At 71.4% G+C, this 24,977-nt stretch carries 22 protein-coding genes; all 22 read right to left on the bottom strand.

The window, feature by feature from the left end:
* Positions 1 to 27: 27 nt before the first annotated feature.
* Positions 28 to 1,272: an amino acid ABC transporter substrate-binding protein gene (locus tag HYV93_14495; GenBank protein MBI2527179.1), complete on the bottom strand. Its 1,245-nt coding sequence runs from the start codon at positions 1,270 to 1,272 to the stop codon at positions 28 to 30.
* 22 nt (positions 1,273 to 1,294) lie between these two features.
* Positions 1,295 to 2,008 carry an ABC transporter ATP-binding protein gene (locus tag HYV93_14490; GenBank protein MBI2527178.1) on the bottom strand — a complete coding sequence of 238 codons (714 nt, stop codon included), beginning with the start codon at positions 2,006 to 2,008 and terminating at the stop codon, positions 1,295 to 1,297.
* On the bottom strand, positions 1,995 to 2,720 hold the full coding sequence (locus HYV93_14485) for an ABC transporter ATP-binding protein (GenBank protein MBI2527177.1): 726 nt from the start codon (positions 2,718 to 2,720) through the stop codon (positions 1,995 to 1,997). The genes HYV93_14490 and HYV93_14485 overlap by 14 nt, the downstream gene beginning before the upstream one ends.
* A 16-nt stretch (positions 2,721 to 2,736) precedes the next feature.
* On the bottom strand, positions 2,737 to 3,204 hold the full coding sequence (locus HYV93_14480; protein ID MBI2527176.1) for a cobalamin B12-binding domain-containing protein: 468 nt from the start codon (positions 3,202 to 3,204) through the stop codon (positions 2,737 to 2,739).
* The gene (gene tcuA / locus HYV93_14475; protein MBI2527175.1) at positions 3,188 to 4,657 is read right to left on the bottom strand and encodes an FAD-dependent tricarballylate dehydrogenase TcuA; all 1,470 of its coding nucleotides are present in this window, start codon (positions 4,655 to 4,657) and stop codon (positions 3,188 to 3,190) included. Before tcuA ends, HYV93_14480 begins: the two co-directional genes overlap by 17 nt.
* Positions 4,657 to 5,676, bottom strand: coding sequence for an NAD-dependent epimerase/dehydratase family protein (locus HYV93_14470; protein ID MBI2527174.1), 1,020 nt, complete (start codon positions 5,674 to 5,676; stop codon positions 4,657 to 4,659). Before HYV93_14470 ends, tcuA begins: the two co-directional genes overlap by 1 nt.
* 14 nt (positions 5,677 to 5,690) lie before the next feature.
* The gene (locus HYV93_14465; protein MBI2527173.1) at positions 5,691 to 6,449 is read right to left on the bottom strand and encodes an SDR family oxidoreductase; all 759 of its coding nucleotides are present in this window, start codon (positions 6,447 to 6,449) and stop codon (positions 5,691 to 5,693) included.
* Positions 6,450 to 6,476: 27 nt separating this feature from the next.
* Positions 6,477 to 8,450: an FAD-dependent oxidoreductase gene (locus HYV93_14460; GenBank protein MBI2527172.1), complete on the bottom strand. Its 1,974-nt coding sequence runs from the start codon at positions 8,448 to 8,450 to the stop codon at positions 6,477 to 6,479.
* On the bottom strand, positions 8,447 to 10,264 hold the full coding sequence (locus HYV93_14455) for a hydantoinase B/oxoprolinase family protein (protein ID MBI2527171.1): 1,818 nt from the start codon (positions 10,262 to 10,264) through the stop codon (positions 8,447 to 8,449). Before HYV93_14455 ends, HYV93_14460 begins: the two co-directional genes overlap by 4 nt.
* A complete protein-coding gene (locus HYV93_14450; protein ID MBI2527170.1) occupies positions 10,261 to 12,297 on the bottom strand; it encodes a hydantoinase/oxoprolinase family protein in 2,037 nt (678 codons plus the stop codon). The genes HYV93_14455 and HYV93_14450 overlap by 4 nt, the downstream gene beginning before the upstream one ends.
* A 240-nt stretch (positions 12,298 to 12,537) precedes the next feature.
* Positions 12,538 to 13,245: an ABC transporter ATP-binding protein gene (locus HYV93_14445; GenBank protein ID MBI2527169.1), complete on the bottom strand. Its 708-nt coding sequence runs from the start codon at positions 13,243 to 13,245 to the stop codon at positions 12,538 to 12,540.
* On the bottom strand, positions 13,232 to 14,008 hold the full coding sequence (locus HYV93_14440; protein ID MBI2527168.1) for an ABC transporter ATP-binding protein: 777 nt from the start codon (positions 14,006 to 14,008) through the stop codon (positions 13,232 to 13,234). Before HYV93_14440 ends, HYV93_14445 begins: the two co-directional genes overlap by 14 nt.
* Positions 14,009 to 14,011: 3 nt before the next feature.
* Positions 14,012 to 15,040, bottom strand: a complete 1,029-nt coding sequence (locus HYV93_14435; GenBank protein ID MBI2527167.1) for a branched-chain amino acid ABC transporter permease — start codon at positions 15,038 to 15,040, stop codon at positions 14,012 to 14,014.
* A 1-nt stretch (position 15,041) separates the two neighbouring features.
* A complete protein-coding gene (locus HYV93_14430) occupies positions 15,042 to 15,911 on the bottom strand; it encodes a branched-chain amino acid ABC transporter permease (GenBank protein MBI2527166.1) in 870 nt (289 codons plus the stop codon).
* 67 nt (positions 15,912 to 15,978) lie between these two features.
* Positions 15,979 to 17,163, bottom strand: coding sequence for an ABC transporter substrate-binding protein (locus tag HYV93_14425; GenBank protein MBI2527165.1), 1,185 nt, complete (start codon positions 17,161 to 17,163; stop codon positions 15,979 to 15,981).
* 55 nt (positions 17,164 to 17,218) lie between these two features.
* Positions 17,219 to 18,154, bottom strand: coding sequence for an NAD(P)-dependent oxidoreductase (locus tag HYV93_14420; protein ID MBI2527164.1), 936 nt, complete (start codon positions 18,152 to 18,154; stop codon positions 17,219 to 17,221).
* Positions 18,155 to 18,234: 80 nt separating this feature from the next.
* Positions 18,235 to 19,920 (bottom strand): methylmalonyl-CoA mutase, encoded by a 1,686-nt coding sequence (locus HYV93_14415; GenBank protein ID MBI2527163.1) that lies wholly within the window; start codon positions 19,918 to 19,920, stop codon positions 18,235 to 18,237.
* Between the two features lie 27 nt (positions 19,921 to 19,947).
* The gene (locus HYV93_14410; protein ID MBI2527162.1) at positions 19,948 to 20,250 is read right to left on the bottom strand and encodes an OB-fold domain-containing protein; all 303 of its coding nucleotides are present in this window, start codon (positions 20,248 to 20,250) and stop codon (positions 19,948 to 19,950) included.
* Positions 20,251 to 20,336: 86 nt separating this feature from the next.
* Entirely contained in the window at positions 20,337 to 21,503 is a 1,167-nt protein-coding gene (locus tag HYV93_14405; protein ID MBI2527161.1) for a thiolase family protein, read from the bottom strand.
* Between the two features lie 8 nt (positions 21,504 to 21,511).
* The gene (locus HYV93_14400; GenBank protein MBI2527160.1) at positions 21,512 to 23,059 is read right to left on the bottom strand and encodes a hypothetical protein; all 1,548 of its coding nucleotides are present in this window, start codon (positions 23,057 to 23,059) and stop codon (positions 21,512 to 21,514) included.
* Positions 23,060 to 23,144: 85 nt separating this feature from the next.
* Entirely contained in the window at positions 23,145 to 24,092 is a 948-nt protein-coding gene (locus HYV93_14395) for an ABC transporter permease (GenBank protein ID MBI2527159.1), read from the bottom strand.
* Entirely contained in the window at positions 24,089 to 24,970 is an 882-nt protein-coding gene (locus tag HYV93_14390) for an ABC transporter permease (protein ID MBI2527158.1), read from the bottom strand. The genes HYV93_14395 and HYV93_14390 overlap by 4 nt, the downstream gene beginning before the upstream one ends.
* Positions 24,971 to 24,977 lie beyond the last annotated feature (7 nt).

Here is a 24,977-nt window from a genome sequence, read left to right as displayed (position 1 = left end):
CGCGCCCGACATCGCGCCGCCGCGCCCCTAGCGCTGGGCCCAGGGCGTGAACGGGTACTGCACCGGCCCCGTCGCGGTGTCGCGGGGGAAGAGCAGCGCCTTGCGCCCCTTCTGCCACTGGAAGATCATCATCTGCTTGAAGGCGTGGTTCACCGCGAACTTGCTCGGCGAGAACTTCAGCGGGCCCATGGGCGACATGGTGGTGATCTTCTCGATGGCCGCCACCACCTTGTCCCGGTCGAGGCTCCCCGCCGCCTCGATCCCCTTGGCCGCCGCCACCAGGGCGACGTAGCTCATGATCGAGTAGTAGTGGGGCTCGCGCTTGTAGCGCGCGGTGTAGTCCCGCACCCAGTCGCGCGTCGACGGCAGGAGATCGGGCCACTCGCGGGAGGCGGGGAAGTTCGCGGCGGGCTCCCACACCGTGATGCCGACGAAGCCCTCGGCGTTGTTCAGGCCGACGGCGTCGCGGTACTCCTGCGTCCCGAGCTGGACGGTGCTCGCGTAGAGCCGGGGGTTGAAGCCGAGCTCCTTGCCCTGCTTGGTGATCAGGATCGCGTCGGCGCCGTAGGCGATCCAGTAGAAGACGTCCGGGTTCATGCCCTTCGCCCGGGTGAGGAGCGGCGTGAGATCGGGAGCGCCCGACTTGAAGCCCTCGCGCGCCACCACCTTGAACCCCGCCTCCCGGAAGTACTCGTCGGCCATCTTGGCATGCGAGGTCCCGTACAGGCGGTCCTCGTGACCGATGAAGACTGTCTGCGGCCTGGGGGCCAGGCTCAACAGGAAGTCCCGCATCGTGGACTGGTAGTAGTACTCCCACGGGTGGATGAAGAAGTAGCCGCGCTCCTTGCCGAAGCGCTGCTCGATGGTGGTGGCGCCGCAGCCGGTGAGGACGCCGATGGGGCGCGGGTTGTACTTCTCGAAGGCGCCGAGCATGGCGTTGCAGATGGTGCTGCCGACCCCGCCCACGAAGGCCACCACCTTGTCCTGGGTGATGAGCTTCTCGGTGGCCGAGACGCCGACGGCGGGGTCCGCCTTGTCGTCCTCGAAGATCACGCGGATCTTCTTGCCGAGCACGCCCTTCTTGTTGATCAGCTCCTGGGCCATCTCCATCCCGCGGCGGCCCTCCTGGCTCACGCCCGCCGTGGGCCCCGTGAGCCCCCACACCGCGCCGATCCGGATCTCGTCCTCCGCCCCCACCGCCGGCGCCGCCCCCAAGGTCAGGGCCGCCAGGGCCAGCAGCACCGCCGCCATCATCGTGCCCGCCTCTCGCATCGCGCCTGCTCCTTTCCTCCGCTCACGCCACGCCCAGGAAGGCCTGGCGGAGCTCGTTGGACTCCAGGACCTCGCGGGCGGGGCCGGCGATCGCGACCCGCCCGGACTCCAGCACCACGCCCCGGTGCGCCATGCCCAGGGCCAGCTCCACGTTCTGCTCCACCAGCAGGATCGTCATCCCCTCGCGGTTGAGCCGGACGAACACCTGGAGCAGCTCGTCGACGACCATGGGCGCCAGCCCCAGGAACGGCTCATCCACCAGCAGCAGCCGCGGGCGCGACATGAGGCCGCGCGCGACGGCCAGCATCTGCTGCTCGCCTCCGCTCAGCGTGCCGGCCAGCTGTCCCCGGCGCTGCCGCAGCACCGGGAACAGCCCGAGCACGCGCTCCAGCTCCGCGGCGCGCGTCGGGCGCGAGCGGGGGATGAAGCCGCCCAGCAGGAGGTTGTCGAGGACAGACATGAGCGGGAAGACCCGGCGCCGCTCCAGCACGTGGGCGACGCCGCGGTCGATCACCGCGTGCGTGGGCACCCGGTCGATGCGCTCGCCGCGGAAGCGGATGGCGCCGCCGCGCGGCCGCACGAGCCCCGAGATGGCGTTCATCACCGTGCTCTTCCCCGATCCGTTGGGCCCCAGCAAGACGCCGATCTCGCCCTCGCCGACGGCAAGGGACACCGACCAGAGGACCTGCAGGTCGCCGTAGAAGACATCCAGCGACTCGACCTCAAGCAGGGGCATGGCCACCCAGGTAGGCGCGGACGACCGCGGGGGTCTGCTGGACCGCGGCCGGCGGACCGTCGGCGATGACGGCGCCGAGGTGCAGGGCCACGATGCGGTCGCAGAGGTCCATCACCACGCGCATGTTGTGCTCGATCAGCACCACCGTGACCCCCTCCCCGCGGAGGCGACGCACCAGCGCCATCAGGGCGGGGATCATGCGCTGGTCCACGCCCCCCGTCACCTCGTCCAGGAGGAGCAGCCGCGGCGCCGTGGCCAGCGCGCGGGCCAGCTCCAGCCGCTTCCGCTGGCCGGTGCTCAGCGCCCGCGCGGGGATGTCCGGGCGGTCGGCGAGGTCCACGAAGCCGAGGCAGGCGAGCGCGCGCGCCCGGGCCTGCCGGAGGTCGCGGCTGCGCTCGACCGTGGCCGCCATGACGTTCTCCTGCACCGTCATCCCGAGGAAGAGGCGCATTTTCTGGAAGGTCCGGGCGATCCCCGCGCGGTTGATCTCCCACGTGGACCGGCCCACGAGGGAGCGGCCCTCCAGCCGGATCTCTCCGGCGTCGGGGCGGACGAACCCCGTGATGAGCTCGAACAGCGTGCTCTTGCCGGCCCCGTTGGGGCCGATGATCCCGACCATCTCTCCCCCCCGGACCGTGAAGCTCACGCGGTCATTGGCCTGGATGCCTCCGAAGCGCTTCGAGAGCCCGCGGATCTCGAGGAGCGGGCTCACCGCAGGGGCCTCCACCTCATCGCCGGCGGCCGACCCCGCGCTCCTCGACGGCGCGGCGGATGAAGTCGACGATGGTCTGGACAGCCGTCCCCGGCCCGAACACGCCCGCCACGCCCAGGGCCAGCAGCCTCGCGACGTCGTCGCGAGGCACGGTGCCGCCCACCACGACGACGATGTCCCCCATCCCCTGCCCGTGGAGCAGCCCCATGATCCGCTCGCAGAGCAGGAGGTGGGCGCCGGACAGGATGCTCAGCCCGATGACCTGCGCGTCCTCCTCCAGCGCCACCCGCACGATCGTCTCCGGGGTCTGCCGGATGCCCGTGTAGACCACCTCCATGCCGGCATCCCGCAGCGAGCGCGCGATCACCTTGGCGCCGCGGTCGTGCCCGTCGAGCCCCGGCTTGGCCACGACGACGCGGATCACCGTCCCGGGCTCCGCCCGGCCCTTCACGGGCGGCCCGCCGCGGCTACTCACCGGCGGCATTGGCGCCGGCCAGTCGCCCGAAGACGGCGCCGGACATCAGTCCCGTGCCGCCCGGGTAGTTCCCGTGGAAGAGCCCGCCCACCATCTCGCCGCAGGCATAGAGCCCCGGGATCGGCGCCCAGGCGGTGCTCAGCACCTGGCCGCGCTCGCTGATGCGCACGCCGCCGAAGGTGAACGTGATCCCGCCCGTGACGGGATAGGCGACGAGGGGCGGCGCCTCGAGCCGCTGGGCCCAGTTCGACTTCGGCAGCGCGAGCCCCCGCGTCCTGAGGCCGTCCTTGACCGTGGGATCGAAGCGGCCGTCCTCGACGGCGGCGTTGTACGCCTCGAGGGCCTCCAGGCAGGCCGTCCGGTCCACGGGCAGGCGCTCGACCAGCTGCCGGAGGGAGTCCGCGACGATCGGCGTCCCGGTCTTGTAGCGCCCCTCGAGGAGGTCGGCGACCTTGGCGTCGAAGATCTGGAACGCCACGCCGCCGGGCTGGTTCAGGATGATCCCGCCGAGCTTCGCATAGGTGTAGAACTGGAAGTCCTCACCCTCGTCGACGAAGCGCGCGCCGCGCGCGTTGACGAGGACCCCGAAGGGGTACGACAGGCGGTTCGTCTTGTCGGTCAGCTTCCGGTCCCCGTGAGGCGGCGCCGCGGCGTCGATGGGCGTCGAGTGGCAGCCCGTCCACTGGCCATGGGGCAGGGCGCCGATCTCGAGCGCCATCCGGAGCCCGTCGCCGGCATTGTAGCGCGTCCCGCGTACCTTGGCCCCGTCCCACGGCCGGCCGAGATAGCGCGCCCGCCACTCCGGGTTCGCCTCGAAGCCGCCGCAGCCGAGGACCACGGCCTGGGCGGAGAGCTCCCGGAACCCCTGGGGGTCACGGACGACGATGCCGGTGACCCGGCCGCGCGCGTCCTGCACGAGCCGCACCGCGCCGGTGTCGTAGCGGATCTCGATGCCGCACCGCTCGGCGATGTCGAACCACATCCGGGACAGCCCCACGCCCTCGTGCTGGGCCCGGATGACGGCGCCCGGCGACCACTTGACCGTGTCGCCCACCCGCACGGCGCTCAGCGACACCGCCGCTTCCATCACGATGCCCTGCTTCGCCATCCAGCCGACGGTCTCCCTGGAGCGCCCGATCAGGATCTCGGACAGCTCGGGGTCGGTCCGCCCCTCGGTGACCCGCGCCAGGTCCGCGCGGAAGCGGTCACGCGGATAGGGCTCGACGCCCGCGAGGAACCCCGGGACCTCGCGCTCGACATCCGGCACGAGCGGCAGCAACTCCTCGGCCCGGTCGTAGGCGAAGCGCAGGAGGCCCCCGCTGTAATGCGTGTTGCCGCCGCGCAGCTCGACCGGGGCCTTCTCCAGCACGGCCACGCGGCCGGCCCCCTGCTCCCGCGCCGACACGGCGGCGGCCAGCGCCGCGTTGCCCGCTCCCACGACGATCACATCCCATTCGGGCATCACGATCCTCCTTGAGTCTTGACGGGCGGCGCCGCCCCCGCCGTGGTCGCCTCCCGCCAGGCGACGAGGCGGCGCAGCCCTTCCTCGATCGAGACCTCCGGCGTCCAGCCGAGCCTGGCCGCCGCCTTCTCGCGGCTGAAGCGCATCTCCGTGGCCCCCGCGGAGCGGACCCGGCCGCCGTCGGGCCGGTACTCCGGCGCGAGGGCCGAGCCGGTGAGTCGGAGCAGGATCCGGACCAGCTCCTCGAGCGAGGTCGCGACGCCGGTGGCGATGGTGAAGGCCTCGCCGGAGCAGTCGCTCCCCATGGCCAGCAGGTTCGCGCGCGCCACGTCCCCCGCGTAGACGTAGTCGTGGACCTCGCGGCCGTCCCCCGGGATGACCGGGGGCTGGCCCTGCCTGATCCGGTCATAGGCCTCGAGGATATGCAGCACGTTCACGCCGCGGGCGTGCTGGCGCTCCCCGTACACCGTCGAGTAGCGCAGGGCGATGCCGTCCACCCCGTGGCGCTCCCTGTAGAGCGCGCAGAGCTGCTCCCCCATGAGCTTGGAGGTGGCGTAGAGGGCCGCCACCGGCTGCACCCCCACGGAGAGGAAGGGCGTCTCCTCCGTCACGATCTCCCCCAGCGCATTGCCGTACACCGCCACGGAGGACGAATAGATCAGCCGCCGCACCGCGCGCCAGCGGCAGGCCTCCAGCACGGTCATGAGGCCGCGCACGTTGACGTCGACGCCGGCCCAGGGATCGCGCGAGATCCCCAGCGTGAGGAGGGCCGCGGTGTGGAAGACCCCGTCCACCCCCTCCAGCGCCTGCAGCACCTGGTCCATCCTGAGGATGTCGCCCCGGACGATGCGGACGCGTCCCCCGGGCACGAGGTGCTCGACGCTGGCGGGCGAGCCGGTGGCGGCATTGTCGAGCAGCACCACCTCCGCCGCGCCGGCGGCGAGGACCTGCTCGGCGATGTGCGAGCCGATCAGGCTGAAGCCGCCGGTGATGAGGAAGCGCCGGCCGGTGAGCTCCATGGACGGTCTCCGGCTCACACGGAGAAGAAGCCGCCGTTCACGTCGAGGACGGCGCCGGTGATGTAGCTGGAGGCCTCGGAGGCCAGGAACAGGGCGGCCCGGGCGATCTCGTCCGCCTCGCCCCGGCGGCCCAGGGGCACGCGCCCGAGCATCTCCGCCTCGTTGCGCGTCTTCCAGATCGCCTCCACGCGCGGGCTGCTCTTGATGAAGCCCGGCGCGATGGCGTTCACCCGGATCCCGTACCGCCCCAGGTGCGCCGCCAGGTTCCGCGTCATCCCGATGATGGCGGCCTTCGCGGCGCTGTACTGGGGGCTCACCACGTCCGTCCCGCCGCGCCCGGCGATGGACGCCATGTTGACGATGGATCCGCCGCGGACCTTGAGATGGAGCAGGGCGGCCTGGGTGCAAAAGAAGGTGCCGCGCACGTTCCAGGCCATGACGCGGTCGAAGTCCGCCTCCGTGACCTCCTCGATGTGGAGCGGCGTCCGGGCGCTGCCGCCGGCATTGTTGACGAGGATGTCGAGGCGGCCGAAGGCGCTGACGGCGGCGCCCACCATGGCCTGGACATCCGGGACCTCCCCGACGTTGCCCCCGACCGCGACGACGGCGGCCCCGCCGGCCCGGAGCCGGTCGGCGGCGGCGCGGCACCCCTCCACGTCCATGTCGGCGAGGACGACCTGGGCGCCGTGCTCGACCAGCGTCGAGCCGATCGCGTACCCGAGACCCTGCGCGGCTCCGGTGACGAGAGCGACCTTTCCTGTGAGCGTGGCCAGTCCCCCTCCTTCGGGAAAGCGAGAGAGCTACAGGGTGACGGCGGCCAGCGTCCCTTCCTCGACGGCCTCGAAGAACTTCCTCGAGCCCTGGACATCCCCCACCAGGTGCACGGGGATGCCGAGCGCGCCGACCGCGTCGCGCTGCTCCGTCCGGGGCCGGTAGCCCGTGCAGAGGACCACGCTGTCCACGTCCTTCAGCACGCGTCGCCAGCCGCCCGGCGGCTCGATCTCCACCGAGTCCGGACCGATCTCGCGCACCCGGGTGTGGGTGAGCACCTCGATGCCGAGGTCGCGGATGCGGTCGAGGAAGTAGACGCGGTCGGCGTGCACGGCTTTCTTCAGGAGCTCCGAGCGGGCGATCACGATCACCCGCTTCCCGCGGTGGGCCAGGTAATCCGCCGCCTCCATCCCCACGAGGCCGCCCCCGATGATGACGCAGTTCCGGCCGGTCTCCTCGAGCCCCGCGATGACCCGCCAGCCCATGACCACATGGGGCAGGTCCACCCCCGGCACCCCGGGCCGCTGGGCCTCCGCTCCCGTGGCCAGGATGATGGCGTCAGGCGAGAGCTGCCGGGAATCGTCCGGGGTGAAGGCCCGGCCGAGGCGCACCGTGACGCCCAGCCGCTTCACCTCGCGCTCCAGGTAGCGGAGGAGATTCTCCAGCTCGTCGCGGTGGGGCGGCAGGTAAGCCAGGAGCAGCTGCCCGCCGAGGGCGCCGTCCTTCTCGAAGAGGTGGACCTCGTGGCCGCGCCCCGCGGCCGTCACGGCGGCCGCCATGCCCGCGACGCCTCCCCCGACGACGGCCACCCGCTTCGGGGTGACCGCCCGGGCCAGCAGGGGCCTGAACTCCAGCTCCCGGCTCACCATGGGATTCACGGTGCAGGCGATCCCCTTGTGCCGGTGGATGGTGGCCAGGCACTCGTTGCAGGCGATGCACGGGGCGATCCTGTCCGGAAGCCCGGCCGCGGCCTTGGCGGGGAAGAAGGGGTCGGCCAGGAGGGCCCGGCTGAGGCAGATGAAGTCGGCCTTGCCGTGGGCCAGGATCTCCTCGGCCAGCTCGGGGGTGTTGATGCGGCCGACGGTCATGACGGGGATGCCGAGACGCGCCTTGACGGCTGCGCCGTAGGGCACGTAGCAGCCGCGAGCCACCGACATCCCGGGCACGATCCGGTAGGGCCGCGAGGAATGGATCCCGCCCGAGACGCTGACGGAGTCGGCGCCGGCGGCCTCGAGGAGGGCGGCGACCTCCACCGCCTCGCCCAGCTCGAGCCCGCCCGCGACATGATCGCAGCCGTTCATCCGGCAGATGACGGGGAAGTCCGCGCCCAGCGCCTGCTTGATCCCCTGGATCAGCTCGACGAAGAGCCGGGCGCGGCGCCGGGTGTCGCCGCCGTACTCGTCCTCGCGCCGGTTGGCCTCCGGCGAGATGAACTGGCCGATCAGGTAGCCATGCGCCCCGTGCAGCTCGACGGCGTCGAAGCCGGCCTGCCGGGCGCGGACCGCCGCCTCGACGTAGCGCCTGATGATCCGCCGGATGCCTTCCAGGTCCAGCTCTCTCGGCATCACCGGATCGCCCACGGCGGTGAAGCGGGAGGGCACGGGCGAGGGCGCCAGGGGGACGGACCCCGAGATCTCGGGGAGGGACTCGCGGCCGCCGTGGTTGAGCTGGAGGGCGATCCTGGCCCCGGCGGCGTGGACGGCCCCGGCGAGGCGCCGCATGCCTGGGATGTACCTGTCGTCGTGGAGCATGGCGTTGTGATGGAGGCGCTTGCCCTCCTGCTCCACGTAGGTGGCCTCCACGACCAGGAGCCCCGTGCCCCCGCGAGCCCGCTCCGCGTAGAACTCCACCATGTCGTCGGTGACGTGGCCATCCCCGTCCGCCAGCTCGGAGCTGGTGGCGGCGAACACCAGGCGGTTCTTCAGCTCGAGGGTGCCCACCCGCCCAGGAGCGAAGAGATGGGGGAAGCCGTTCACGTGCCCGCCCGCCGGCCCGGCGCTCACGCCCGTCCCCTCCCGGCGGCCTGGACGCGGGCGCGCCCGTCCTCACCGCGCCGCATCGCGGCCCGGAGCGCCGTGGTCGCCGTCCTGTCCAGGCTCCACGAGGCCAGCCCATCCGCGCCCGCCCGCGCCTCGAGCACGACGCCGTACTGCTCCTTGGCCTCGACGGGGCCGATATAGCCCAGGACGGCGTCCCTCAGCACCCGCTCGGGGTCGCGCTCGAGCGGGTCCCCGTAGCCGCCGCCGCCAGGAGAGAGATACTCCACGACCTCGTCACGGGCGAGGATGCGCCGCCCCTTCGTGACGAAGGGAAGCCGGGACTCGCCCGCGCCGGTCCGGAAGACGACGTCGGCCCCGGCGGCAGGCTTGCCGCCGAGGACGCCGAAGGGCAGGTAGTCCCGCCTGTCGCCGAGGACGGCCACGGCGATCTCGTCAGTGAGGCTGCGATAGCGGTAGGCGGTGCCGCAGCCGCCGCGATGGCGCCCCGCCCCGCCGGAGCCCTCCCGGATGGCCAGCTGCTCCACCCGCACCGGCACGCGGTGCTCGACGGACTCCACGGAGGGGAAGTTGGCGGCGCCGAGCGCCGTGGTCCCGTTGACCAGGCCGTCCCCCTGGGGATTGCCCCCGTAGCCCCCGGCCCCGGGGAAGAGCATGACGTAGTAGTTGCCGCGCTCGGGATGGGTGCCGGCCATGGTGATGACGCCGGTGGTGCCGAAGAGATCGGCGGGGGTCCGCTCCGGGAGCGCCTGGCTCATGGCCCCGAACACCACCGAGATGACGCGGCCCACCGTCTCGAGATAGCCGCTGATGGGGTACGGGTACTCGGCCCCGACGAAGGTGCTCTCCGGGATCACGTAGTCGAAGGGGCGGAAGCAGCCGCCGTTGATCGTGACCTCGGGGAAGATGTGCTTGATGGCGATCTGGCACGAGGCGATGCACGTCTTGCGGGGCAGGTTGACGGGCCCGCGGGCGGGGGGCGAGGAGCGGCTGAAGTCGAAGGTCATGCGGTCCCCCGCCACTCGGAGCTCCAGGCGCACGACGAGCGGCTGGTCCACGTGGCCGTCGTTGTCCACGGCGTCCTCGAAGACGTAGGTGCCGTCGGGGATCTCCTCGATGAGGGCGCGCATGTGCCGCTCCGAGCGCTCGTTCAGCTCGTCGAAGCAGGCCGTGACGGTGTCGGCGCCGTAGCGGGCGACGAGGTCGTGGTAGCGGCCCGCCCCGACGTGCAGCGCGGAGATGACCGCCTGGAGATCGCCCCGCCGCTCCTCCGGCACGCGCACGTTGTCGATGAGGAGCCCGAGCAGGTCCTCCTGGAACTGTCCCTGCCGGTAGAGGGGCACCGGGTTGATGATGATCCCCTCCTGGTGGATCTCGGTGGCGCCCGGCGCGAACCCGCCGGGGGTCGAGCCGCCGATGTCGTTCCAGTGCCCGCAGGCCGCGAGCAGCGCGAGGATCTCGTCGCCCTGGAACACGGGCATGACGAGCTTGACGTCGGGCAGATGGGTGCCGCCGAGATAGGGGTTGTTCAGGATGTAGATGTCTCCGGGCCTGAAGCCGCCGCGGCGCTCGGCGGCGGCCATGGCCGCCTGGACCGAGAACTGCATGGCGGTCATGAAGATGGGCAGGGTGAGCCGCCCCTGGGCCACGACCTCGCCCGTCCGCGGGTGGAAGACGCCGCTGGCCCGGTCCAGCTGCTCGGAGATGACGGGGGAGAACGCGGCCCTGACGATGATCGCGTCCATCTCGTCCACGACCTGCTCGAGACCACCCTTGACCACGGCCAGGGTGATGGGATCCACGACGCTGCGGGTGCTCATCGCTGTCTCGCCTCCAGGATCAGGTTGCCGAGCCGGTCGACCCGCGCCGTCGTATCCGGCTCGAGGACGGTGGTGCAGTCCTCCTGCTCCACGATGGCGGGGCCCGGGACCTCGCTGCCCGGGGACAGGGCCGCCCGGGCGTAGACCGGGGTGTCGTGATAGCGGCCGTCGAAGTACGCGCGCCTCCGGCCCTTCGGCGGCTGCGTCCCGCCGGCGGCGCCGGCCACCCAGCCCGCGATGTCGAGCCGGGGCCGGACCCCCAGCACCGTCACCCTGAGCGTGGTGAGGCGCACGGGGAGGCCGGCGAGCGTCTGCTTGTACTCGGCCCGGTAGGCCTCGGCGAAGGCCGCCGCGATGGCCTCCCGGGTGAGCTCGGCGGGGAGGCTGACCCGGATATTGTGCCGCTGCCCCTCGTAGGCCATGTCGGCGGCCAGCAGCACGTCCACCCGCTCCACGGGCACCCCTTCCTCCTGGATGAGCCGGACCCCGTCCGCCACGCTCTCCTCGACCATGGCGCGGAAGCCGGCCGGGTCCAGGTCGTCCAGGCTCCGCATCACGGTGCGCGCGAAGTCGTGGCGCACGTCGGCCGTCACGCAGCCCAGGGCGCAGAGCACGCCGGGATAGTACGGGATGATGGAGCGCCCGATCCCCACGTCCCTCATGAGGGCCGCGGCGTGGAGGGGACCCGCGCCGCCGAAGGCGACCAGGGCGAAGTCCCGGGGATCATACCCCCGCTCCACCGACACCATCCGGATGCGCCCGGCCATGTTGTTGTTGGCCACGCGGATGATCGCGGTGGCCGCCTCCTCGAGCCCGAGCCCCAGGGGCTTGCCCACCTCGGCCTCGATGGCCCGGGCCGCGGCGTCCGGATCCATCCGCATGCCGTGCTGGCCACCGAGCACGAAGCCGGGGTCGATCCGTCCGAGCACGAGGTTGGCGTCGGTGACTGTCGGTCTGGTGCCGCCCCGGCCATAGGCCGCGGGGCCCGGGTCCGCGCCGGCCGACTCCGGGCCGACCTGCAGGATGCCGGCGCGATCGATCCAGGCGATGCTGCCGCCGCCGGCCCCGATCGTGTGCACGTCGATCATGGACACCCGGAGGGGCAGGCGGAAGTCCAGCTGGGTCTCGTCGCTCGTGTGGGGCCGCCCGCCCGGGATCAGGCACACGTCGAAGCTCGTGCCTCCCATGTCGGCCGAGATGACGTTGTCGAAGCCGGCCAGCCGCGCCACGTAGCTGGCGGCGGTGACGCCGGCCGCCGGACCGGAGCGGGCCAGGTTGGCCGGCCGCTGGCAGGCGGTGGCGCTCGACATGATGCCGCCGTTGGACTGCACGAAGAGCACGTCCCGGTGGAAGCCGGCACCGGCCAGCCGCTCCTTCAGCGCCCCCACGTACCGGGCCACCATCGGCTGGAGGAAGGCGTGCACGGTGGCCGTGCTGAAGCGCTCGAACTCGTAGAACTCCGGGAGGAGCTCCGAGGAGAGGCTGACGGTCCAGCGGGGATCGAGCGCCTGGAGGAGCTCCCCCGCCCGGCGCTCGTGCGCCGGGTTCGCGTAGGAGTGCAGGAAGCAGACCACCACGGCGTCCACGCCCCGGGCCCGCAGCACTTCCCCGGCCCTCAGCACGCCGGACTCGTCGAGCGGCTCCACGACCTCGCCGCGGTGGCTCATCCGCTCGCCGACCTCCAGCCGCAGGTCACGCGGCACCAGCGGCTCCTGGACCCCGTGCAGGCCGTACAGGTGCGGCCGGTCGCGGCGCCCCAGCTCGAGCACGTCCCGGAACCCCCGCGTGGTGATGAGGCCGCAGCGGGCGCCCTTGCGTTCGATGATGGCGTTGGTCGCGATGGTCGTGCCATGGATGAAGAGGTCGATCTCCGCCGCCGAGACGCCGATGTGCGCCATGGCGTTGAAGAGCCCCACGGACAGGTCCTGCGGCGTCGTCGACGCCTTGCTGATGCCGACCCGTCCCGTGGCCTCGTCGAGGTAGAACAGGTCGGTGAAGGTCCCTCCCACGTCGATCCCCAGTAGCTTCGCCACCTCGGTTCCCCTCCCGAGCGGAAATCTCTAAGCCTGACTACTCACGAGCCATGGCGCCAGACCCGGGCGCGGCAGGGGGCCCTCCCCGCGGAACCGTGGCTTCTGCGCGATACCGGAGCCCAAGACCTCGATCTCGTGGCTCCCGACGAGCCGTTGCCGCGGGTCGCGACTCAGCGTGTTCCGCGGGGAGGGCCCCCTGCCGCGGCCGCCGCCCTCTCCTCCGATCCCCGAGACAGGACATCAGAGCCCAAGGTAGGAGCGCTGGACCTGGGCGTTGTTGAGCAGCTCCTCGCCCGTCCCGGACAGGGCGACCCGCCCCGTCTCCATCACGTAGGCGCGGTGAGAGAGCCTGAGGGCCATCCGCGCGTTCTGCTCGACCAGGACCACGGAGACGCCCCGCGCGTGGATGCGCCGGATGATGCTCGCGATGTCGCGGACGACGAGGGGCGCCAGCCCCAGCGACGGCTCGTCCAGAAGCAGGAGCTGCGGCCCCGACATGAGCGCCCGGCCGATGGCGACCATCTGCTGCTGGCCGCCCGAAAGACTGCCGGCGAGCTGGCGGCTGCGCTCGGTCAGGATCGGGAAGTAGCCGTACACCTCCGCGAGCGCCGCGGCCGCCTCGCGGCTGCCGCGCTGGTAGGCGCCCATCAGGAGGTTCTCCTCCACGGTCATCTCCGGGAAGAGCCGCCGCCCTTCGGGGCAGATGGCCACTCCGGCTCTCACGATGCCGGGAGAGGACATGTGGTCCAGCCGCCTGTCGCCGAAGTGCAGCTCCCCGGCGGCGGCGGGCACCAGCCCCATGATGGCCTTGAGCACCGTGCTCTTCCCGGCGCCGTTGGCGCCCACGATGGCGACGATCTGCCGCTCCTCCACGCTGAGCGTCACCCCCTGCAGCGCCCGCACCTTGCCGTAGGAGACGTGGAGGTCGCGCACGTCAAGCCGGGGCATCCTCGTCCACCCCCAGGTAGGCCGCGACCACGGCCGGGTCATTGCGGATGCGCTCGGGCGTCCCCTCGGCGATCTTCTTGCCGTAGTTCATCACGACGATCTCCCGGCAGAGCTGCATGACGAAGCTCATGTCGTGCTCGACCACCACGATGGTGGTGCCGCGCGCGTTGACCCGGGTGATCAGCCGCGCCATGTGCGCCGTCTCCTCGGGGTTCATCCCCGCCACGGGCTCGTCCAGCATGAGGAGCGCCGGCGCCGTCGCCAGCCCGATGGCCACGCCGAGCGCCCGCTGATGCCCGTACGGGAGGTTCCGGGCCAGCTCGTCCCGCAGCGGGCCGAGCTCCACGAAGTCGAGCAGCTCGAGCGCCCGCTCCCGGACCTCCCGCTCCTCCCGCGCGGCCTGCCGCGACGCCACGAGCCCCCTCCAGAACCCGACGCGGCTCCGCACCGCAGCGCCGCGCAGGACGTTCTCGAGAACCGAGGAGTCGCTGTAGAGGACCGTGGACTGGAAGGTGCGGACGAGGCCCAGCCGCACCAGGTGGTGGGGCGGCATGCCCGTGGTGCGCCGGCCCTTGAAGCGCACGTCGCCCGCGGTGGGCCTGAGCTGCCCCGTCACCAGGTTGAACACGGTGGTCTTGCCGGCGCCGTTGGGCCCGATCAGCCCGACGATGCTGCCCTCGTCCACCGTCAGGGACAGGTCGTCCACGGCGCGGAGTCCGCCGAACTGCTTCGAGAGGCCCTGGACCTCCAGCATGGCGCCCACGCCTCAGCTCCCCTCGCCCGCGCCCGGCACCGCTTCCTCGACGGGCGCGGGCCGGCCCAGGCGGCCCAGCCAGCCGGCGAGGGCCCGATACGGCGGCCCCAGCAGCGAGACGACCCCGTCGGGCAGGAAGCGCATGAACAGCATCAGCACGAGCCCGTAGAGCACCTGCTGCCAGACCACGTAGGCCCGCAGGAACTCCGGCAGCGGCGTGATGATCATGGCGCCGATGATGGGGCCCGCCAGGGAGGCGGTCCCGCCGACGATGTTCATCAGCAGGAAGTTCACGGACTCCCAGAAGGTGAAGCTGAACTGGGCGATGTAGAGGAGAAAGTGGGCGAAGAGGCTCCCGCCGAGCCCCGCCAGGAGACAGCCGACGGAGAAGGCGATGACCTTGACGCGCATGGGGTCGTAGCCGGTGGCCCCCGCCAGGAGCTCGGACTCGCGCACGGCGTTCATGGCCCGGCCGAACGGCGACCGGTACAGCGCGGCGACGAAGGCCACGGCCAGCGTCAGGATCACCAGGGCCAGGTAGTAGAACGCCGCCTTCGAGCGCAGGGGCTCGGCGAGGAAGGGCAGCGCCGGCGGCTTGATGCCCACCACCCCGGTGTTCCCGCCGGTGAGCGCCGGGGTGTTCTTGCTCAGAAGGAAGAGGAACTCGCTGAGCGCGAAGGTGAAGAGGAGGAAGTAGACGCCCTTCAGTCGGAGAATGACGCGGCCCACGACGAAAGCGGCCAGCGCGGCCAGGAGCCCGCCCAGGAGGAAGCCCGCGAGAAACGGCAGCCCGAGCTTCACCGTGAGCTGCGCCGAGGTATAGGCCCCGATGGCCATGAACCCGGCATGGGCCAGCGAGATCTGCCCCGTCTTCAGGATCACGTTCAGCCCGAGCGCCATCAGGGCGTTGACCAGCATCATGTCGAAGAGATGCAGCCAGAAGCTGCTCTCGAAGAGCGTCGGGGCGAGGAACGCGAAGCCGACCGCCAGCACGAGGAACGCGGGCGTGACCCAGCGGCCTTGGCGATTCGGGGAGACCATGTCAGGCCTCGGCCCGGCCCAGGAGCCCCGTGGGCTTCCAGAGCAGGATCCCCATGATCATCAGGAAGCCCAGCATGTCGGAGGTGAGGCCGCCGAAGAGCGTGGCGAAGAGGCTCTCGGCGAGGCCCAGCACGAGCCCGCCCACGAGGGCACCGGGCACGCTCCCGAGTCCCCCCAGGATCACCACGACGAAGGCCTTGAGGAGCGCGGCCTGCCCCATGTACACGTGAAGGGAGAACACCGGGCCGATGAGCCCGCCGGCGATGGCGGCCAGCCCGGAGCCCACGCCGAAGGCCACGGCGTAGATCCGGTTCACGGGAATGCCCTGCATGAGCGCCGCCTCGCCGTCCTGGGCCACGGCACGCAGCGCCCGCCCGATCTTGCTGTGCTTGATGAAGCCGTAGAAGCCGGCGAGCACGACGAAGGCGACCCCGACGACGAGCAGGCGCTCGTACGGGAAGGTGATCCACTGGCTCCGGTACACCCCGCTCACCGGAGAGGCGAGCGACAGCCCCTCGATCCCCTCCAGCACGGCCATGATGCCCTGGACGGCGATCTGCAGCCCCAGCGCGCTCATGAGCATGCTCAGCTCCCGCGAGCGCAGCGGCGCGAAGACCACCCGCTCCACCACGATGCCGACGACGCCCACCGCCACGGCCGCCGCCGCGAGCGCGACGAAGAAGTTGAGCCCGAGCTGGGCGTACAGGTGATAGACGACGAAGGCGCCCAGCATGTAGAACTCGCCGTGGGCGAAGTTCACCAACCTCAGGATGCCGAAGATCAGGGTGAAGCCGAGCGCCATCAGGACGTAGAACGCCCCGGCGGTGAGGCCGTTCACCAGGATCTGCGCGATCGACGATGCGGTCAGCACGTGCACCCCGTCCCGGGGAGCCGGGCCCGGCCGGAGCCGGGCCCGGTGTCCCGGGCGGCGCGGATTCCTACGGCTCGATCTTCGCCAGCATGACTTCCTTGCCCTTCTGCACCTGCCCGACGAAGAAGGGGGCGATCCACTGGTGGCGGATGCCGTACTCGGCCTCGCCGCCCCAGACGTACCGGCCCAGGAGCCCCTTGAACTCCTTCTGGCCTTCCAGGTGCTTCCGCAGGCCGTCGGGGGTGACGTTCTGCGCCTTCTTGATCGCGTCGAACAGCATGTGCCCGCCTTCGAAGAAGAAGATGCCCAGCGGATTGAACGGCATCTTGTACTTGGCCTCGAACCGCTCCATCAGCGACTTGATCCTGGGGTCGTTCGGGTCCCAGGGGCTGTAGTACAGGAGGCCTTCGGCGTTGTCGGCGCCGGCGACCCTGATGATCTCGAGTGTCCCGGGTCCGCCGCCCTTCAGGAACTGCCCCTGATAGCCGATCTGCCGCGCCTGCTTCAGGATGACCCCCGAGTCCACCGGGGTGGAGCCGTCGAAGTCGATGATGTCGGGCTTGGCCGCCAACACCTTGGTCAGGATGGGGACGAAGTCCTGGGTGCCCCGCTCGTAGAAGTCCTTGAAGACGACCTTGAGGCCGGCCTTCTCGTAGCCCTTCTCGTTGTGCGACATGACCTCCTTGCCCGACTCGTCGTTGGGGGAGATGATCGCCGCGGTCTTGAGCTGCGGGCGGTTCTTCGCGAGCCAGCCGATGAGCGGCGCGGAGAACTCGGCGGTGGTGGGAGTCAGCCGGAAGGTGTAGGGCTTCTTGGCGCCGAGCGCCTTGCTGGTGTAGCTGTTGGAGAGCACCAGCACCTTGTTGCCCTCGGTGATGTCCGCGATGGCCAGCATCGGGACAGACCCGAGCGGCCCCACGATGATCTTGACCCCGTCCTGGGAGATCAGGCGCTGGGCCGCCTGAGCCGCGCCCGGACCCGTGTACTTGTCGTCATAGGCCGTCACCTTGACGGTGTAGACCGTGCCGCCGACCTGGATGCCGCCGCTCTTGTTGACATCCTCGGCAGCCAGCTCGAGGCCGCCCAGCATGCCCATGCCCCAGCCGATGCCGGGGCCCGACAGGGCGGAGATGAACCCGATGTTCAGCTCCGCCTTCTTGGCCGCCTGGGGCTCGACCGGCCCCTGGGTCACCTGGAGCGCCAGCCCGACCACCGCGCAGATCAACGCTGCCTTCAGCACTCTCCCTCGCATCTCCCTGTCTCCTCCCCTGTCGGCTCTGAGCCGCTGGTTTGACCAGACGAGTTCCCTACGGCGCTCCGGCTGCCCCCTCCTTTCCGAACCCTGCCGCCGCCCCGCGCACCTTCACCCCGGCCCACTGCTCGTAGAGCGCGGTCACGGCGGCCATGTCGAGTCCCCCCAAGCCCTGCGCATGAGCCGCCTCGTACACCTGGCGGACGGCGGAGGCGGCCAGCATGGGCAGGCCCAGCCTCGCCGCCAGGCCCAGGGCGAGGGAGAGATCCTTGCGCGACAGGGCGACGCTGAAATGCGGCGTGAAGTCCCCGGCGAGCACCTTGGGAAAGCGCTTGAGGAAATGGTGCGAGCGCCCGCCGCTGGTGGACAGGATGTCGAACAGGCGCTGGGGGTCCAGCCCCGCCTTCACGCCGAGCACCATGGCCTCGGCGGCCACTGCCACGTTGCCCATGGACATCACGTTGTTCACCAGCTTCACCACGTGCCCGGACCCGAGCGGGCCCACGTGGTGGATCTCGGCGCCCAGCGTCTTCAGGACAGGCCGGCAGCGCTCCAGCACCGGCACCTCCCCGCCGACGAGAAAGACCAGCTGTCCCGTGCCCGCCTCGGCCGGGCCCCCGCTCACCGGAGCGTCGAGGCACTCCGCGCCCCGGCCGGCAGCCGCCGCGGCGACCTCGCGCCACGTGTCAGGATCGATGGTGCTCATGTCCACCAGGGTCATCCCCGGACGCAGGCTCGCAAGAACGCCGTCAGGGCCGAGATAGGCCCGCCTCACGGCCGGGGGATCGGTGAGGCTCGACAGGACGAGCTCCGAGACCTCCGCCACGCGGGCCGGCGAGGGAGCCAGGCCGACCCCGGCCGCCGCCGCCCGGGCGGCGCGGGACGCGTCGATATCATAGCCGGTCACGGCATACCCCTGCGCCGCGAGGCGGCCCGCCATCGCCCCGCCCATGTTGCCCAGCCCCAGGAACCCGATTCTCGGCGTTGCCATCATGCCCTCCACTCCGGGAGCAGGCTCGTCCTCAGTCGCGGCGCCCGCCCATGACGATCGTGGCCGACCCGATCGGCCCCTCAGACCTGAACCGGGTGGTCGACGAACTCGCCGAACACCTTGCGCCAGACGTCGCAGATCTCACCGACGGTCGCATAGGCCTCCACGGCCTCGAGCGTGGCCGGGACCACATTCTCGCCGCTCACGCTGACCTCGCGCAGCCGCCCGAGGGCGCGGTCCACGGCCACCTGGTCCCGGGTGCGGCGGAGCTCCTCGAGCCGCGCGATCTGCCGGCGCTCCGACTCGGGGTTGGGGCGGAAGATGGGCATGTCCGGCTCCTCGTCCGTCCGGTACTTGTTCACCCCGACGATCACCGTCTCCCCCCGATCGAGGGCCCGCTGCTGGCGGTAGGCTCCATCGGACAGCTCCTGGGCGTAGAAGCCGCGCTCGACGGCGCCCAGCGCGCCTCCCATCGCGTCGACCTTCGCGATGTAGTCGCCGATGCCGTCCTCCATCTTCTTGGTCAGCCACTCGAGGTAATAGGACCCGCCCAGGGGATCCACGACGTCCGCGATCCCCGTCTCGTGGGCGATGATCTGGTTCGTCCGCACGGCCAGCGTCACCGCCTCCTCGGTGGGGATGGCGAGGGCCTCGTCATAGGAGGCGGTGCGGCCGCCCTGGATCCCGCCCAGCATCTGCGCGAGGACCTGGAGCGTGAGGCGGATGATGTTGTTCTTCGGCTGCTGCGCAGTGAGGGGAAGCCCCGAGGTCGCCGAGTGCAGCCGCCCGCGGATGGCCAGCGGGTTGGTGGCCCCCCAGCGCTCGCGCATCAGCCGCGCCCACACCTTCCGCACCGCCCGGTGCTTGGCGATCTCCTCGAAGAACTCCATGTCCGTGCAGAAGTGGATCTCGATGCCCGGCCCGAACTCGTCGACGTGCAGCCCCTGGGCGCGCACCGCCTCCACGTAGGCGATGCCGTTGTTGATCGTGAACGCGGCCTCCTGGAGGCAGCTGCCGCCGGCCTGCTTCATGTGGGAGCCGGAGACGCTGATGGGCAGCCAGTTGGGATGCTGCCGGCTCGTGTAGGCGACGGCATCAGCCGCCAGCTTGACGGCGGGGGCGATGGGGAAGATCTGGGTGCCGCGGGCCACGTACTCCTTGATGGGGTCGTTCTGGACCTGGAGCGTGAACCGCCCCGGATCGATGCCGCGCTTGCGGCACAGCGCGATGATCCACGCCAGGAAGATCGGTCCGATGGCGTTGGCGGTGGTGAAGACATGCCCCGCCTGCTCGACGTCGATCCCGTCGAAGAGCCGCTCGACATCCGCCAGGGAGCAGAGCGCCACGCCCACGCGCCCGACCTCCCCCTGGGCCAGCGGGTGGTCGGAATCCAGCCCGATCTGCGTCGGCAGGTCCAGCGCCATCGAGACGCCGCCGGTGGCGCCCTGATCGAGGAGGAACCGGTACCGCCGGTTGGCTTCCTCGGCGGAGCCGAACCCCGCGTAGAACTCCCAGTGCCAGAAGGCGTTGCGATAGCCGGCGGCATCGCGCCCGCGCGTGTACGGGTACTCGCCGGGCAGCCCCAGGTCGGCGAGGTAGTCCCATCCGGTCTGCGCCAGCTCGGCGGGCGTGTACACCGGGCGCAGATCGAAGCCGCTGGGCGTCGTGAAGCGCGGCTTCCGCCCCGCCGCCAGCGTCTCGCGGTGGTAGCGCTCCCATTGCTCGACCCGCTCCCGGATCTCCCTCTCCGTGTCCTCGTTCGACATGCGCGCCTCCTCGGCGGTTCTCTCGGCCTACGCCTGCGCGGGCCGGAACTGGAACACTGGTGTCCCGCCGGGCCGGGCGGGCGCCACGGTGAGCTCGACGGCCGTCCCCGGCGCCGCCGCCCCCTCCTGCGGCGGGCAGCCGGTGATCGGGCAGAAGACGATCGGTCCCTCCTCCAGCTCGACGAGCGCGACGATATACGGCGGCTCGAAGCCGATCGGGGCGTGGTGGACCACCGCGCTCGATCGAATGCGGCCGCGGCGCCCCACGGGCACCTCGTCGGTAGGCTCGGCCCCGCAGCCGCCACAGACCGGGCGCGCCGGGAACGAGATCCAGCCGCAGCCGCGACACCGGCTGCCGACGAGATGCGGCGGCTCCCCGGAGGGCTGGCGATACGCGCGGGCGCCGGGCGCGGCCGTCATCGGGCGAGCACCGTTGCCACACCCGCCGCCGAGTCGCCTTCGATCCACCCGCCACTGTTCTGGGCCAGCGCGACCCGGACCCTCGTGATCTGCCGCCCCTCGGCCTCGCCGCGGAGCTGCCACACGGCCTCGGCGATCTGCGCCAGCCCGGTGGCGCCGACCGGATGGCCGCGCGAGGTGAGGCCGCCGCTCGGGTTGAACGGGATCCGCCCCGTGTGGCAGGTGTCCCCATTCTCCAGCAGGCGGGCCGCCTCGCCCGCCTTGCAGAAGCCGAGGTCCTCATAGTACAGCAGCTCCCCCGGCGAGGTGGCGTCGTGGCACTCGACCATGTCGATGTCCTCGGGCCCGAGCCCCGCCTGCTCGTAGGCGGCATTGACGGTGCGCGCCGCCGTCGAGAGCTGGCCCTCGCGGCCCGCGCCGAGTGCGCCGGAGCGGAGCTGGCAGGCGAGCACCCGGATGGCGGTGGCGCTCGCCCGGCGGCGCGCAACCTCGGCGCTGCACACGACCGCCGCCGCCGCCCCGTCGCTGACCGACGAGCACATCAGGAGCCGGATCGGCCCGGCGATCGGGCGCGAGGCGAGGACCTCCTCGGCCGTGACTTCCTTGCGGTGCTGCGCGTACGGGTTCAGCCGCCCGTGCCGGTGGCTCTTCACGGTGACCTCGGCGAGGTGGCGCAGGGCGAGGCTGCCGCTGGCCAGCCGCGCCTGGATACGCATCGCGTAGATGGCGGTGAACTGCAGCCCCATGTCATGCGTCAGCTCCACATCCGCCGACGCGGCCAGTGCGCGCAGCGTCTGGCCGGTGTCGCCCACGAACATCTTCTCGGCCCCGACGGCGAGCGCAATGTCGCAGGCCCCGGCGCCCACCGTGAGGACGGCCTGGTGAAAGGCGGTGGCGCCGCTCGCGCAGGCGTTCTCGACGTTCACGACGGGCACGCCCGCGACCCCGGCCTCGCGCAGCGCGATCTGGCCGCGGATCGACTCCTGCCCGGTCAGGAGCCCGCCGAGGGCGTTGGCGAAGTACGCCGCCTGCACCTCGCGCGGCCCGACGCCGGCGCCGCGGAGGGCCGCCCGGGCCGCGCCCCCCGCCAGCGCCCGCAGCGGCGTGTCGGGAAACCGCCCGAAGGGGTGCATGCCCACGCCGAGGACGAAGACCTCGCGCATATGCCGGCTCAGCGATCCAGCCAGGCCCGCGTGAGCCCGCCGCCCGCGAAGTTCAGATACCCGCCCGCGTTGGTCTCGAAGCCCTTCAGCGCGCCGGTCCAGCCGAGGCTGGCGTCCGGGATATTCGTCCAGATCAGGGGCGCCTCGTCGATGACTGTCTGGAGCGCCCGCGTGTACATCTTCTTGCGCTCGCCGGGGTCCCGGGTCGTGGCCGCCAGCTCCAGCAGGCCGTCGAGGGCCGGCGCCTTGAAGCCGGAGCGGTTGTTGCTCGCCTCCTCGGAAGAGTGGAACATCCGGCGGTAGAAGTCGTCCGGATCATACCGCGCGCTGTACCAGAGATAAAACAGGTTGAAGTCGCGCTTGTTCACGCGGGCCACCCACGTGGCCAGGTCGGTGACGTCGAGCTTGAGCGTGATACCGATCTTCTTGAGCTGCGACTGCAGGACCTGCCCGCCCGCGACGAACTCCGCCCACCCCGTCGACATGAGGATGGGCACCTCGATGCCGCCGGCGAGGCCGGCGTCCGCCATGAGCTTGCGGGCCCTGCTGAGGTCGTGCTCGCGCTCCTTGACGTCGAGGTGCCAGGGCGAGCCCTTGGAGAAGGGCTGGTTCGTCACCTGGGCGTGACCCCACAGATGCCCGTCGATCAGCGCTCTCTTGTCCACGGCGTGGGCAACGGCCTGGCGCAGCCGCGGGTCGTCGAAGGGCGGCTTGCGGGTGTTGAAGACGATGTACGAGGGGAACGAGCCGGGCCCCGTGTAGATCGTGAGGTTCCTCGCCCCGCCACGGAGTCCGTCCACGTCCTTGAACGGCACCTCCTGGATGAAGTCCAGGTCGCCGGCCCGCAGACCCGCGAGACGCGTATTGCCGTCGGCGATCGGGCGAACGACGACCTCGTCGATGTGGGGCAGCCCCTTCTCGCGATACTCCTTGAACCGCCGGAGGCGGACGTACTCGTTGGTCTTCCACTCGACCAGCTCCCAGGGGCCGGTCCCCACCACCTTGCTCACGCCTCCCTCCGCGGGCAGCGTGCTGGCGGGAAGGATCGGCACGCGAACGGTGGCGACCTTCGTGAGGAACGGGGCGAACGGTTGCTTCAGCACGATCTTCACCCGCTGGGGATCGACGGCGCTGATGCCCTGGACGAGGGCGAAGTCGCTCCGCTGGGCGGAGGCGGTCCTGGGGTTCATGATCCGCTCGAGCGAGGCCTTGACGTCCTCGGCGGTCAGGGTCTGGCCGTTGTGGAACTTCACCCCCCGCTGGAGATTGAAGACGTACTCGAGGCCGCTGGCGGACACCTGCCAGGACTCGGCCAGCCCGGGTTTCAGCTCGAAGTTCTTCCCGACGTCGGTGAGGCCGTCGAGGCAGAGCGTGAACAGGTTGAAGTTCGTGATCGACCGGTACTTGTGCGGGTCGGGATCGTCGAAGGCCGTCGAGAGCGCCACGCGCAGCGTCCCCCCCGCCTTCGGCCCCTGCTGGGCCGCCGCCGTCCCCCGGACACCCGCGAGCATCACCGCCGCGCCCGCCGCCCTCAGCACCTCTCGCCGACTGACCATGATCTCTCCTCCTTGTTCTCTCAGGCGCTCCTCGGCCGCGCCTGCCTCCGGCCCGGCCGACAGCCCGCGGTTTCGCACTCCGGCTTCACGCGACACGGACCCGCGGATCGAGGACCGAGTACATCACATCGACCGTCGTGTTGATCACGACGAAGAGCACCCCGACGACCAGGGTGACCCCCTGCACCACCGGGTAGTCCCGCGCGAAGATCGACTGGACGACCAGCCAGCCGATTCCCGGCCAGGAGAAGACCTGCTCGACGACCACCGCCCCGCCCAGGAGGGTCCCGAACTGAAGCCCGACCACGGTGACGGTGGGGATCAGCGCGTTCTTGAGCGCGTGCTTCCACACGACGCCGCGCTCGCTGAGGCCCTTGGCTCGGGCCGTCCGCACATAGTCCTGCCCGATGGCCTCGAGCACCGACGAGCGGACCATGCGCGTCACGACGCCGGCCATGGCGAGGCCGAGGGTGAGGGCGGGCAGAAGGAGGTACTGCAGCGCCTGCACCGGCTGCATGACCACACTCGCGTACCCCTGGGACGGCAGCCACCCGAGCCCGACGGCGAAGGCGAGGACGAGGAGGATGCCGAGAAAGAAGTTTGGAACGGAGACGCCGAGGAGCGCGAAGACCATCGCGGCATAGTCGGCGCCGGTGTTGCGGCGGACGGCGGCCAGGATGCCGAGCGGCAGGGCCACCACCAGCGCCACCAGCGAGCTCGCGGCGGTCAGCAGCAGGGTCTTCGGCAGCTTGTCGGCGATGAGCGCGACGACGCTCTCGCGGCTCCGCACCGACCGGCCGAGATCGCCGCGCACCACCCGTCCGACCCACCGGAGATACTGGTGCGGCAGGCTCAGGTCGAGGCCGAGCTCGTGGCGGAGGGCCTGCCGCGTCTGGGCGTCCACCTGGTCGGCGCCCATCATGACGTCCACCGGGTCGCCGGGGATGAGGCGCAGCACCCCGAAGACGATGACGGACATGAAGAAGAGCACCGGGATCAGCACGAGGAGGCGGCGCGCCAGGAACTCGATCATCGCCCGCCCCTCGCCGGCACCAGCGCCATGGCGCCGCCCGCGCTGCGGCCGAGCTCGGAGCGCAGCCGCGGGTCAAGGGCGTCGCGGAGCCCGTCGCCCATGAGGTTGAAGCCGAGGACGGCCAGGCAGATGGCCAAGCCGGGGAAGATCGCCACCAGCGGCGCGCGCTCGAGGAAGCCACGCGCCTCGAAGAGCATGGTGCCCCAGCTCGGCGTGGGGGGCGGCATACCGACTCCGATGAAGCTCAGGCTCGACTCGATGATGATGGCCTGCGCGAAGCTCGCGCTCGCCTGCACCAGCAGCGGCGCCCAGCAGTTCGGCAGGATCTCGCGGGTCAGGATGGCGAAGCCGGACTGTCCCAGCGCCTGCGCCGCCACCACGTACTCCTTCTCGCGCTCGGCGAGCACGGCGGCGCGAGCGATGCGCGCGAAGATCGGCGCGTAACGGACGCCGATGGCGATCATCACGTTCGTGATGTCGGGACCGAGCGCGGCGACGATGGCGAGCGCGAGGAGGATGGCGGGAAACGCCAGGATGGCATCCATGATCCGCATCGCGAGGTGGTCGACCATCCCGCCGAGGAAGGCGGCGGTCGTCCCGAGCGGGAGGCCCAGGGCGAGCCCGATGGCCACCGCCACCAGGCCCACCTGCACCGAGATGCGGGCGCCGTGGAGAATCCGGGCGAGCAGGTCGCGGCCGAACTGGTCCGTCCCCAGCGCGTGCTCACCGCTCGGGGCCTGCAGGCGGGCGCCGAGGTCCATCGCCAGCGGGTCCTGCGTGCTCAGGACGGGGCCCATCGCGGCCGCCGTGACCACGAGCACCACGAGCACGGCCCCGCCCAGGGCCAGGCGGTTGTGGGCGAACAGCCGCAGCGTCACGGCGCCT

This window comes from Candidatus Rokuibacteriota bacterium, assembly GCA_016188005.1.
In the GTDB taxonomy this organism is placed as follows: Bacteria; Methylomirabilota; Methylomirabilia; order Rokubacteriales; family CSP1-6; genus UBA12499.
The sequence above is the reverse complement of the archived record's forward strand: the minus strand, read 5'-3'. Positions and strand labels throughout refer to the sequence as shown.